Source organism: Paenibacillus sp. GCM10027630, from assembly GCF_042676305.1.
Classification (GTDB): domain Bacteria; phylum Bacillota; class Bacilli; order Paenibacillales; family NBRC-103111; genus Paenibacillus_S.
Genome location: NZ_JBHTGY010000021.1, coordinates 1 through 12,507 on the forward strand (window position 1 = coordinate 1; position 12,507 = coordinate 12,507).

Annotated in this window: 6 protein-coding genes and 1 pseudogene; 1 reads left to right on the forward strand and 6 read right to left on the reverse strand. The window is 46.8% G+C overall.

Annotated features, from left to right (window positions below):
• Positions 1–708 precede the first annotated feature (708 nt).
• The 4 genes and pseudogenes from ACFQ0C_RS10360 to ACFQ0C_RS39135 form a co-directional block, all read right to left on the reverse strand.
• Positions 709–1,410, reverse strand: a complete 702-nt coding sequence (locus tag ACFQ0C_RS10360; RefSeq protein ID WP_379366451.1) for a peptidoglycan-binding protein — start codon at positions 1,408–1,410, stop codon at positions 709–711.
• 214 nt (positions 1,411–1,624) lie between these two features.
• The gene (locus ACFQ0C_RS10365) at positions 1,625–2,860 is read right to left on the reverse strand and encodes an aminopeptidase (RefSeq protein ID WP_379366453.1); all 1,236 of its coding nucleotides are present in this window, start codon (positions 2,858–2,860) and stop codon (positions 1,625–1,627) included.
• Positions 2,861–3,324: 464 nt separating this feature from the next.
• Positions 3,325–3,882 carry a GNAT family N-acetyltransferase gene (locus ACFQ0C_RS39130; protein ID WP_445324353.1) on the reverse strand — a complete coding sequence of 186 codons (558 nt, stop codon included), beginning with the start codon at positions 3,880–3,882 and terminating at the stop codon, positions 3,325–3,327.
• Positions 3,880–4,290, reverse strand: a pseudogene (locus tag ACFQ0C_RS39135) (NUDIX hydrolase); the annotation flags it as partial. The gene ACFQ0C_RS39130 and the pseudogene ACFQ0C_RS39135, both read right to left, overlap by 3 nt.
• A gap of 173 nt (positions 4,291–4,463) precedes the next feature.
• Between ACFQ0C_RS39135 and ACFQ0C_RS10375 the strand changes: the two are divergent.
• Positions 4,464–5,456, forward strand: coding sequence for a GNAT family N-acetyltransferase (locus tag ACFQ0C_RS10375; RefSeq protein WP_379366457.1), 993 nt, complete (start codon positions 4,464–4,466; stop codon positions 5,454–5,456).
• Between the two features lie 71 nt (positions 5,457–5,527).
• Here ACFQ0C_RS10375 and ACFQ0C_RS10380 read toward each other — a convergent pair whose 3' ends face one another.
• The gene (locus tag ACFQ0C_RS10380; protein ID WP_379366459.1) at positions 5,528–9,877 is read right to left on the reverse strand and encodes an S-layer homology domain-containing protein; all 4,350 of its coding nucleotides are present in this window, start codon (positions 9,875–9,877) and stop codon (positions 5,528–5,530) included.
• 120 nt (positions 9,878–9,997) lie between these two features.
• Positions 9,998–12,400, reverse strand: coding sequence for a helix-turn-helix domain-containing protein (locus ACFQ0C_RS10385; RefSeq protein ID WP_379366461.1), 2,403 nt, complete (start codon positions 12,398–12,400; stop codon positions 9,998–10,000).
• Positions 12,401–12,507 lie beyond the last annotated feature (107 nt).

Consider the following 12,507-nt stretch of genomic DNA (forward strand, 5'->3'; position numbering starts at 1 on the left):
TTCCAAATTATTTACTATATTATATCAAATTAACGCGGTGAATTGGTGAATTATATTAAAGAAAAAAAAGACTGCCGAGACTTTCTCGACAGCCTGAGGATTTCCATCTATTTCTTTTCTTTCCGCAGCGGCCCGACAAATCCTGGTCTCCTCTAGATTGAAAGCAGCCTTTGAACATCGCTTCTCGCCCTATCACTTAAGCAACATCCAAAAAGCGGCAGAACTCATTTCTGGATTATCCCCCCCCCACTCTGAGGGGAATTTTCTTACAAAAAGACGCTTCCATTTCCGCTTACATGGTGGTTTTGGAGGCGTCTTTGTACATAGTTTGGGCTGATTCATTCACTGATACCCTTTTGGGACAGCCTCTTTTTATGAAAATTCTTGTCGTAACGCAGATAGAACTTCAAGAAAAGCAGTGGGCTTTATAAAATATCTGGAGCCTCAGTCCTTCTAAACATTCCGAAGTCAAATGATTCAAGAGTGAGTCCTTCGAGTTGAATTCCCCTCTTTTCATGGCCCCCACAGCTAGACTACCTTAATGCTTCCGCCAGTCTAATCTTCATTTTCATTTAACATGAGCAACTATACTTAGCTACAATAGGGAGATTTGTGCATTTTCTAATGACACAACGCGCAAGGGATTTGCTCACAGGAAAGCCAAGAACGCTCCTTCTCCTGAGGAGATGAAGCGTTCTTGGGGTAAAATTATTCAGTTCCTTTTCCTTTGCCATTGCTGCCATTATCTTGACTCTGTCCATTGTCTTGGACGTTTCCTTGACCTTGGCCGCCACCTTTGCCTTGTCCATTGTCCTGACCGTTTCCTTGGCCTTGACTACCGCCTTTGCCTTGGCCATTGTCTTGGACGTTTCCTTGGCCTTGACCGCCGCCTTTGCCTTGACCTTGCTCTGGGCCTTTTTCTCCGCCTTTGCCCTGCTCTTGACCTTTTCCTTCGCTCTTACCTTTACCCTGCTCCGGACCTTTTTCTTCACTCTTACCTTTACCCTGCTCCGGACCTTTTTCTTCATTTCTACCTTTACCTTGCTCTTGGCCTTTTCCTTCATTTCTACCTTTACCTTGCTCTTGGCCTTTTCCTTCACCCATACCTTTACCCTGTCCTCCGCCTTGTCCTGGGCCTCGATAATCTACAGCATTGTTCTGATTAACTCCCTTAACTATAGTTTTAGTTTCATCATAGTAACCAGTGATTTTTCCCTCGTAGCTGCTGCCAGGTGCTTTCAGCATCCCTTGAATTACGAATACATCGGGTCCATTCGCTTCTTTACCGCCCGCCCAGCTGGCATTGGGCATACATAGCAATAATACTATTGCCAGCAGTGACGTACCGAGATACTTTCCGACTAACCATTTTGAGCGTGATCCCCGGGATTTCCTAATACGATCTTTCATTACAAACAAACACCATCCTTGTAGTAAATTGTTTTGATACAACCCTTACTATTCCCAACTTTTCATTTTCATTCTGTCAATATTGGACAATTTCTTTCGCAAGGCAATGCAACTTTACTTCCTTGCAACAAAAAAAACCGCCCTCCCACCCGATAGTACGAGAAGGAAAGCGGCAATATGTAACAGCAAACCATTGCTTTTCAAAGATTTAGAACTAGAATGCCCAGTTGCCTTGTTTAAAAACAGGTTCTTCAACACCTTCGGCCGTGACCCCGAAAATGTCCATCTCACCTGAGCCAATCATAAAATCTACATGTGTGATGCTGGTATTAAGCCCTTTGGCTTTCAGCTGATCCTGCGACAGCTTTTTCCCGTCCGTCAGACAGAATGCATAGGCGCTGCCAATGGCCAAATGATTCGATGCATTTTCGTCAAAAAGTGTATTGTAATAAAGAATATTGGACTCGGAGATTGGAGATCGATGAGGCACCAGCGCCACCTCACCCAAATAATGCGAGCCTTCATCTATCTCGACCAAGCCCTTCAGCGTTTCTTCACCCTGAGCCGCGGATACATTGACAATACGCCCATTCTCAAACGTAAGCGTAAACCCGTCTATAATATTGCCTCCATAGCTCAGAGGCTTGGTACTGGACACTTTGCCGTTCACTCCGCCAGCTAACGGTGCTGTGAATACTTCCTCTGTCGGCATGTTCGCCACAAACGAATGTCCGCGCTCATCAATACTATCAGCAGCCACCCAAATATGTCCCTCAGGCAACTCAATCGTCAGGTCAGTTCCCGGAGCGAGATAGTGCAGCTTCTTGTACTTCTTCGCATTCAAATAGTCCGATTTACTGTTCAAGCTTCGGACATGACCTTCCCATGCTGTGATGGGATCAGCCTGATCGACTCGTACTGTTTTAAAAATAGCGTCCCACAGCTTGGCCACCTGCTCTTCCTCAGGCAGCTCAGGAAACACCTTTGCAGCCCAATTTTTCGAAGGAGCCGCAATCACGCACCAGCTGAATTTGTCAGATTGCAAATATTGCCGATACTTAGCCATCGCTTTGCCGTATGTTTTCTGATAATTGACAATTCGATCCTGAGGTATTCCTTTAAGAAGGTCAGGGTCCGAAGATACAATACTTATAACCGCAGCCCCTTTTTCGACTAGCTCCAGCATTTCACCGGCATACCATTTGGGTTCCTCAAGGAATGATTCATCCGCAGCCAGATCATATCGCATACGGGATACCGTATCATCAGTCCAATTAACCTTGACCAGGTAGGCGCCGGCTTCATACGCTTTTTTCACGATCAACCTGACTAAATCTGCCGCATCAATGGAACCGTTAACGACCAAAGTCTGGCCCTTGTGAATATTAACTCCTATTTTGACAACCAACTCGGCATAGCTGCTCAGCAGCTGCTGGAATTTTTCGGACATTGCGATCCCTCCAATATTGAGTACTTATTTTCTCTTTATTTTATAGCAACAAAGCCCCGAATTCAAAATAGATGGATAACCGTGTCCATATCTCATCTTATCTTGGAGGCGAGCCCTAAAGATTTCAATATAGTATATCTGTATTAGGACACAATTAGACATGTTCTTGAGGTATAATAAGAGGTGGTTTAAAAAGTCCCTTGCTGATAACGAATTATCCTGAAAATCGGACCTTTTGAACATGCACTTATTACCATTAAATACGAGGAATCGAAATGACGGAAACTCAACGAATCAATTGTATGAAATGCCAACATTTCTATGTCACATGGGATCCCAAATTTCCCAAAGGGTGTAAAGCTTTTGGATTTAAGTCGCACAATATGCCCAGTCTTACGGTTTTGTCTTCGTCAGGCAAGCCGTGCATGAATTTTGAACCCAAGCCCACCCCCAAAGCTTAAGTATTACAAAATAGCTGCACCCGCTCGCCACTCCATCAGCCAGCAGTCCCGCTTCTCCCCTTCATGCCATTCTTGCTCAGGCAGCAGCTTGACTTTGCGGAAACCGCTTTTTTCATAGCAGGCGATAGCCCGCTCATTCCACGCTTGCGGATCCATGACAACGCGGCTAGCCTGATGCTCCTCCTCTAAATAGCGAAGCATCGAGCTCATTAACTGCTTGCCTATCCCCCTGTTCCAATACGTCAGCTCACCTATGAACTGATCTGTGCCGAATATTCGTGTCCCCTCCGACTCATCTAAGCCATAGTAGTTCAGTCCCTCAGCCTCCAGCAAATAAAATTGTATATATCCGATCGGTTGCCCTTCATATTCCAATATGCATCTGTATAATTGATCCTCTTCGGGATAAAAATGCTCCTGCACCATTTCCGGTGTATGCGCCTGATCCCTGCCAACGTAGTAGCGAAGTACTTCGGGATCATTCAGCCATTTATGGAGCAGCGAAGCATCGAACCGGGTCAGCCTGCGCACAGTGAGCGGATTGCTCCGGTATCGAATCATGCTTTCTCCCTCAGTTAAGTATTCGATAAGAAACTTACGGTCCTCGGGATAAGTCAGGTTGAGCATTTCAATCTCATCAGCCGATTTCCACTGGATATCATAAATAAGGCCATCAGGATCGTGAAGCGTTGGCAGTCCACCTTCCACTTGAACCTCGTAATATTTAACCTTGTAAACCGTTCCTCGGCTAACGCCGCTTTTTTCATGCAAATAGCTGCCTACCTGCACCTTGTAGCCCGTCTCCTCCCAGACCTCACGGGCGCAGCAGGCTTCATACGTTTCATCGCTGTTTGCTCCTCCTGATGGGACAGACCAACGCTTCTCTTCATCTGATCTTCCTTGCAGCACCATTAGCAGTTGCTTGTTTTCGTTGACACAAATCGCTGCCGCGCCTCTCCAAATATACATGGAATCTCCCGTCCCCTTTTTCGCAAATATAGGATGATCTTATTATACTACCAGAACCCATTCGTTTTCAGCGATACAGTTTTCTTAATAATCATTCATTATTTTCCAATTATGCCCAACCATTAGTAAGATGAAGATGAACCTATTTCACAAAAATAATTGAGGTGCAGAAAATGAACATTACAATAAGGCCTTTAGAAGTTCCGGGCGACTATGAGAGAATGGCTGAGCTGCTTAATATCATCTTCTCAGAGCCGACATGGGCGGAGCGATTAGAGGAAGATGACCGAAAAATGTACAAGCAAGGCAAGCTAACCTATGATGACGACAATAAACTGACCGGATACGACCGGATTCGTTTGGCGGCACTATCACCCGACGGCCTCATGATCGGATATGCCAACAGCTGGCGAGCCCCTTGGACCGAAGCCGGTACCCTGCACCATACACTCGTTGTAGACCCTAAGTATCGTAACAAAGGTGTAGGGTCTGCGCTTGCCGGGGCTTTGGAGCAATGGGCTCATGAGATGAAGGCATCGGAGATAGTAGTCAATGTGGCTGACCATGATGAGTCTTCCATCGCATTTGCGCAAAAACGTGGGTATCTCACAGCCCGACATGCATTCAAGTCCATCCTCAAGCCTGCCGAATTTGTGGAAGCATCAGAAGGAGACTACGAATTGAGGCTCGTTTCGGAAGGAATCCGTTTTTTCACTCTGCTGGAGGAACCTGGGGAAGAAAGCGAATTAAAGCTGTATCAGCTTTACAAACAGGCAGCAGCCGATATTCCTGGAAACCGTGAAAGCTATCCGAACGTATCTGAATGGAAAAAATGGTTTCTTCATCTGGAGGGTTACCGCCCGGAGCTCGTCCTCATTGCGGCAGAAGGCAGCAGGTACGTTGGTGTTGTTCATTTATTGCATAACGAGAAAACTTCCGGTATGTATCACGAGTTTACCGGAGTCGACAGGGAATATCGCGGGAGACATATCGCCTCAGCGCTCAAAATTAGGGCAATCCGTCTATCCAAACTGCTCAATGTCCCGTACATGAGTACACATAACGATTCAGCCAACGCGCCTATGCTAGCCATTAACCGCAATCGGTTAGGCTACATAGCTTCTCCGGGCAACTACCGGATGATCAAAGAGCTTCGCTCCGACTAGAGAAAAAGCAGGGCTGCCGCTAAGAGAAAGCTTTCTTATCGACAGCCCTGCCATTATGTTATCCGTCAATTCTATTTCAAGCTCTTAACAATGACCGTGGCCGCTTCCGCACGAGTGGCGAGGTTCTGCGGTTTAAAGCTGCCATCATTATAACCGGCTATAATTTCTTTCTCTTGCACCGCTGCCACAGCTGCTTGGGCCCAGCTGGATATTTGCGAGCTATCCACAAACGATACGGCTCCTGTCCCTTGTTGGATCCCTGCTGCGTGCATAACCATCAATGCCATCTGCTCGCGGGTAATCGGATCATCCGGTCCGAAGCGGTCGGCGCTATAGCCCGTAACGATCCCGGCTGTAACTGCCTTGGCTATGGCATCGGATGCCCAATGAGATTTCGTATCTGCAAACGGCTGACCGCCACTTGACTCCAGCTTGAATGCTTTTACCAGAATCGCGACAAACTCTGCTCTTGTGATCCTGTTGTTCGGCTGGAAGCTGTTGTCAGGATACCCGCTAATCGCTCCAAGGGAGACAAGCCGTTGAATAGACTGCTCTGCCCAATGGTCGGATAAATCTGTCAGGCTAACACCAGGTTTCGCTGAAGCTTCACCAGGTTTGGCAGTAGCCATCACGGCAAATTTCGTAAAATGAAGGACATCTCCACTGACCTTCACGCTAGCTAAATCTACTTTGATGTTATCGAGCTTAATCCACTTATTCGTATTTTCGTTCAACCAAAAGACTGCCAATTCAACCTTACCGGGGTCGATTGTTGATTTATCAAAAGGCAGCGTGATTGTAACGAGCTTGTTGAAATCCCCGTCTTTGTCCTTTGTAATAGAGAACACTTCGCTTACCAGCTTTGTATTGGCATCAACTGGCATGACCGTTGTATCCTTGACTTGTTCAACTGTCACTTTAAAGCTGCCATTCATTACCCCAGGCGGGAATTGAATGTCCAAGCCCTTAATAGACTCAGTTCCTCCCTTGATTACGTTCACGGTAATTGTGTTGACAGAGCTCGAGCTTGCACTTCCTTCCGTACTCTGCGAATGACCACTGCCCTTACTTCTCATTGCCGCTGTGACAATTACCGTACGCGTAACCTCAACCGCTGCATTCCCTGCAAGATCCTTCACGTTATACCGCAAGGTATACGTTCCTGCCACGCCTGTATTCACCGTTCCAGTAATCGTGACAGCCCCGGCAATTCCACCGTTATCCGTTGCCGTTGCCCCCAGCTCCGTATACGTTTCTCCAATCGTGAGGTTCACAGTCGATGCTCCGTTCAACGTAATAACCGGTGGGATCGTATCTATAATATGTACCGTTACCGTGGAGATATTGGAATCCTCGATGCCGTCGTTTGCTTTGAATGTAAATGTATCCAAGCCAAGGGCACCCGGATTCGGTGTATACGTAACGGATCCATATACATAATTCGTAACCGTTCCGGTTAATTGATCTGTGGCCGAGCCGTATACACGATCTGTAACCACAGCCTTGCCTTTCGTACCGTTGCTTACGATACTGTAAGTCAGCGGATTGCCAATCGCATCGCTTGCAGTCAAAGTACCGACTACAGCGGTATTTTGCGGAGTGGTGAGCTCCGAATTCCCCGCAACAGGTTTATCGTTCGGGATATCCAATAGTCCACCTCCTACCGGGGATTGCTGAATATTCCGAACAGCAGCCGAACCCAGACGTTCCTCCAGTTGCTTGAGGTACAAGCTTCGCGTAGACACATGCTGATTAAATTGGTCCCAGAAAGCATCTGTTCTTGGACGAAGATCATCTTTATTCGGAAGAAACGGCTTAGCCTTCGTTCCAATATGACCGATCACGTAGTTCTGAGCTGTTGGAGGCTGCTGCGCCGAGAGCAGGCCTTCCGTATTCCATGCTACATAGTTAGCGCCTGACCATCCATGTCCGCTTCCTAACCATCCGCGGTCTACAATGGCCATGGATGCCTTTACATTATCGTAAAGACCGCCTACAGACCAGCGGTGATGAGGCTCGCTTGTCGAGTGCTCGATTTGCGCTTCACTGTCAAGGAATACATTCGGGCCTAGAACGCGGCTATCTACCAAAAATGCGTGCCTGGCTGTTTCCGTGTATATCCTTTGCACAAGAGCCAATTGGCCTGACACGCTAATGCCATATCGATTCCCGCCGACAATAACACTTACCATATCAAGGACTTTGGAATCCTGCACAGTAACCCATTTCGCTGATCGTCCGACCGAGACCAAGCTGTGACCGAGATGATAGCTGGTAACATCTCTCATCCAAGCGTTCTTCACGCTTTCCAGCGCAGCGAATATCCAGGCGTGGTTATCGTCGGAAAAATAAGTCTGGCCGTTTAACGCTGAGGTTACCGATCCGGATACCTTTGCGGTTTTACTTCTATCAAATTCTGAATCGATTCGCATATTCTCGATACCCACCTGCTCAATCCGGTCGGCGTCATCGTATTTCATTAACAAGGCACCGCCCCAGCGGCGTTCTATCGAATTGGCTAGCGGAGCATCAACGGTGACGACGTTGTCTTTAATACCCGTGATGATCCTGTCAAAGTTCAAGTCAAAAGTCGGCCACTGCTGGGTAGCATCTCCCGCACCCGGTCTATCGACAATTTGATCCATCTCGATGTTGTGAATCCAGCGATCATTGCCTATGCGGCTGACCATGATCTTATCCCCTACTTTAAACTGCCCGGCATTCTCCACATGGAAGGAACGAGAGCCTGTAGGAACAAACAGATCCGTTACCGGAGTCGCCGTTTCTTGAAGAAGCAGCGGGCCGGATGCGCCGCCGACGGTCAGAACGGTTCTTTTTACGTTGCCGGCAGCATACATTATCGTTCCATCCTCGCCTTGCCCCTCGCCTCTAAGCACTACTCCGCTCGCTTTGATGGCAAGCGTACCGGCAACTTCATATTTGCCTTTCTTAAGCAGAACCGCTCCGCGGAATCCATCTGCAGACAAAGGCATCGTGGATACTTGATTGATCGCGTCCTGGATGCGTTGGGTATCATCCCCCTCACCCGGCTCAATCGCTACTCGTGCCTGAACGTCAGGCAGCTTAACCCCGCCGCCCTTATATCCGGCATTCGAGAAATCGATAATGCGATTCCCCTTGTAGTCAGGCACATAATCGAGGTTGCCGTCCGCATCAGGAAAGACGATGTTGCTTTGGCCGGTACGATTTACTGAAGGATCCAATACGGTGAAATAGAAGGAGTCATACACCAACGGTTTCCCTTCCTCTTTCACCTTCAAGCGAATTTCGTACAGCCCTGGCTGTTGAGCGACACCGGGGATTTGAAGCTGCTTGGCGGTACCGGATAACATAACCGTTTCCGGCAGCTGAACGACAGCTTGATTGGAATTAAGCAGGACTTCTCCGCTTACAACAACATTTTTATAGACATTGACGGAAACGGACGGATACGAATCACCTTGACCAAGCAGGGCTGGCTGGCCGATTTCCCGCTTCATGGTCGGGTGGTTCAGCCCTGTCTGGACAACAAGAATAGCAGGATCATAAACATCCAGCCAAACTCGTGCCTCCTGACTCTCGCCATTTAACACAGCCGTACCGGTTATTTGTGAAACTCCAGCTTGCAGCGCCACAACTCTGCCGTTAGGGTCTATTGAAGCTACGCCTGACTTGGAGCTGGTCAAATTTATTGCCGCTGCGGAAAGATCAGCCGTGGTTCCGTCGGTCATCTTCCCATTCAAACCCAATTGCAAAACCTCATTGGTGCTCATCGAGATGGTTTCATCAGATTGATAAGCACGAGCCGGTGGACTAGCAAAATAAACGCTTTGCAGCACATTTACTTCCGGCTGGGGAGGACCGCTGGAGTAAATCTCGATTTCGTCTACTTGGAAATTCGGGTTTGAAGCCGTTGTATTATTCAAGAAAAAGGTAACCTGGACATATCTCCCCGTTACTTCATTAAAAGCTGCCACTTGATCCGTCGTGGAGCCTGGCGTAATGGTCTTGGAATAAGCCTCGGACCAGCTCGATTTATTAGCTGAGTATTCAATCTTATAGCCAGTCAGGCTTGTGCTCGATTTAAAAAATAAATCCACTTTATTGAATGATTCCGCTTTACCCAAATCAATCTGAATCCAGACCTTTTGATCGTCTGTACGATCCGTACCTGAAGGCTGCCAATATTTTTTAATAGCACCGCTTTTATCTCCATCTACAGCAGCAGACGCAGGTCCGCCTGTCGTAGCCGGCGCATTGCCGGATGATTCCGAGCTTTTACCTGCCACTGTTTTGCCTAACGCCAAATTCACGGATGCTGCAGCCGCCTTGTCCGTCTGAAAGGTCAATCCGGCAGGTAAACATAACGTGACGATAAGAACTAAAATGAGCCAAGAGCTGATGGTTTGTTTAAATTTCATTCCTTCTTCTCCTTAGAAAACTATTTTTATAAGTCATTTTGTAATCGCTTTCAAAAAGATTGCGGTACGCCTGTACCGTGAACCTTCTATGAACCCTAACCGTAGTTTGGGTTCTGCTATCTATGTTGTTTCTGCTTCATAGACAGTAGTATTTGCAAGGCTTTCACGGTACCTGCCTGGAGTAACTCCTTCGAGTTTTTTGAATACGCGTATAAAAGCCAAATCGTTCATGTAACCGACCATTTGCGCAATTTGCAGATTGGTCAAAGCTTTGTTTTCCATAAGCGCCTTTGCCTGATCGATACGAATTTTAGAAATATAGTCCGTTATATTTTGCCCGCTGGCTTTTTTGAAAAATGTCGATATATACTGCGGAGTTTTCCCGCAATGGCTCGAAATCATAGCAAGGCCGAGATTCGGGTCCGTGCATTGACCGTCGATAAATCGCTTGATGTCGGCGAGCAGCTGATCGCTGTGATCACTTCGTTCTGACTGCAGCAATCGGATAAGCTGCTCGTAAAACCGTTTCGTTTTTACATGCATCTCTTGTGCGGTACTGCAGCCTTGGATCTGCTTAATGGGATCAAATATCCCGTCCTCTTCCATTCCGCTATAGCCGGTATTGGTGGCATTCATAATTTTAAGCAAGGTGCTAACCATATTGAAAAAAATACAGGTTCCAAGCTCAGGCGTTAATTGATTCGAAGAAAAATTAAGCTCATAAATAGTATCGAGCAGCTTTTCAACATTTTCAAAATCTCCGCTCTTCACCAGATTCATCAGCTGCGCCTCGGTCTCGATCGGATAATGATAGTGCAGCTCTGCATCCTTAATGTCATCGAAGCAAATAATTACACTTTGGCCCATGATCATTTTGTAATCTAACGCTGCAAGAGCTTCTTCATAGCCTTCACCGATCTCCTCAAGGCTTTTATGAACCTTGCTTATGGCCACAGTAAGAATCAGCTTAAAGCGCGTTTCGATGACATGCTTAATTGAACCGGCTAACGATTTGAGCTCGTCCGCAGCCTTCCCGTTCCCCTCGTTCTCAAAATTGATCAGCACCGCCAGGCGATCTCGGTCCAAATCGACGATGTACCCTATGTGACGCTCGTTGACCACATCCATTCCAATATTGGAAATAATAAACCGGATGAGAGCCCATTGTTTTTCTGATTGGTTATTAGTGAAGCAAGAAGCGTCATCCACTTGGATTACCAGAACGGCATACGAGTTATGTATAAAGGGTGATATGTCCATGAAGCCTAGTGACTCCTCAGAGTTGTTCTGGCTTAAATCGACATGTCCCCGAATCAAGCGGGACAAGAAATTAGCTCTCATTACAGGAGCCTGCTGGGAGAGCATGCCCCGCAGCTGCTTCTCCTCGACAAGCGAGCCCTCGATGGATTCCCGAATAAATTCATATTCGTCCCCCAAAGGACGCTTCAGAGTCCGTTTACCCTGCATGATGGCATTAACCATATTTTTGACAGGGCTATAGTTCCGGTAGGCAGCCAGATAAGCGAACCCGGCTCCGGCAACAAGACATAATATAAATAGCCAGAGCGCAGTCATCTTAATGGCATTAACCGGTTTCATATAAAGATCCTTCGGCATCACCGATATATATTTCCATCCTGCCTGGCCCGTGCTCGTGTAGGAAATCATCATGTCCTTCCCATTCAGAGAATAGTCGAACAACCCCGTCCCGTCCGTCGTCTGGGCATAGAAATCATCTGTCAGCGTATATTCATTCGAGGTGCTTAAGATCACTTTTTGTTTGTCATTAACAATATAAAGAGAGCTGTGGTTCGTCTCCTCAATCTGCTTCAACCGGTCTTTTATCTGCTGCTCATCAAGGAGAATGACTAAACTGCCACGAATATCCGAAACCTCGCGAACAGGTAACGACTGCACATAAGTGATGACGTTGATCGGCATTCTATCTTGATTATTCATCATCCCCATCCCCCCGTCTCTTTGCAGCATTGCAGTCGGGAGGTATTGCGTGTTGTGATAGCTGCCCAGCAGCTCCTTCATCCACTGCTCGTAACCCATATTCTCGTATTTGTAATAGCGTTCATAAAAGGTTCTCGAATCTGTTCGGATTGAAGGAGAAAGGATCGTGTCGCTGCCTTGAAAGTACACATAATAGTCTTTAATAAAGCCGCTATCTATTTTTTGATAGGTCTTTAGATAACGTATAAATTCAATTTCATTGTACCTGTCCTCGGAGCTCTCGTTGTTTAACATCAGATCAATCTTCGGGTTAAAAACAACTTGCTGCGCTAATTGATGGACTTCTTTAAAGTGATTATCCATGGTAAGGCGCAGCTGCTCCAGCATGGCCAAATTAGAGCGGCTTGCGTTGGCAATCATAATTTGCTCCACCTTAGTGTACAGAACGAAGCCGATCAATAAGGGCAGCAGCAAAATTACGATATTGGAAATTAACATGCTGATAAACACACTACGGCTGTTGAGCCTCTTATTTATGAGGAGTTCTCTAACATAAGGCAGCATAGTAAGATAACCTCCTCGAAATAGGGCTCCCAACATATAGAGGAAGTTCAAAAGGTCCCCCTTTTTGAACATTCATTTATCGTGCAAGCCCTCACATTTTCCGTGCA

What these genes read in the sequence shown, in the direction of transcription:
- ACFQ0C_RS10385 (WP_379366461.1), bottom strand. Translation starts at nt 12,400, where the DNA reads ATGCTGCCTTATGTTAGAGAACTCCTCATAAATAAGAGGCTCAACAGC.
- ACFQ0C_RS10380 (WP_379366459.1), bottom strand. Translation starts at nt 9,877, where the DNA reads ATGAAATTTAAACAAACCATCAGCTCTTGGCTCATTTTAGTTCTTATC.
- ACFQ0C_RS10365 (WP_379366453.1), bottom strand. Translation starts at nt 2,860, where the DNA reads ATGTCCGAAAAATTCCAGCAGCTGCTGAGCAGCTATGCCGAGTTGGTT.
- ACFQ0C_RS10375 (WP_379366457.1), top strand. Translation starts at nt 4,464, where the DNA reads ATGAACATTACAATAAGGCCTTTAGAAGTTCCGGGCGACTATGAGAGA.
- ACFQ0C_RS39130 (WP_445324353.1), bottom strand. Translation starts at nt 3,882, where the DNA reads ATGATTCGATACCGGAGCAATCCGCTCACTGTGCGCAGGCTGACCCGG.
- ACFQ0C_RS10360 (WP_379366451.1), bottom strand. Translation starts at nt 1,410, where the DNA reads ATGAAAGATCGTATTAGGAAATCCCGGGGATCACGCTCAAAATGGTTA.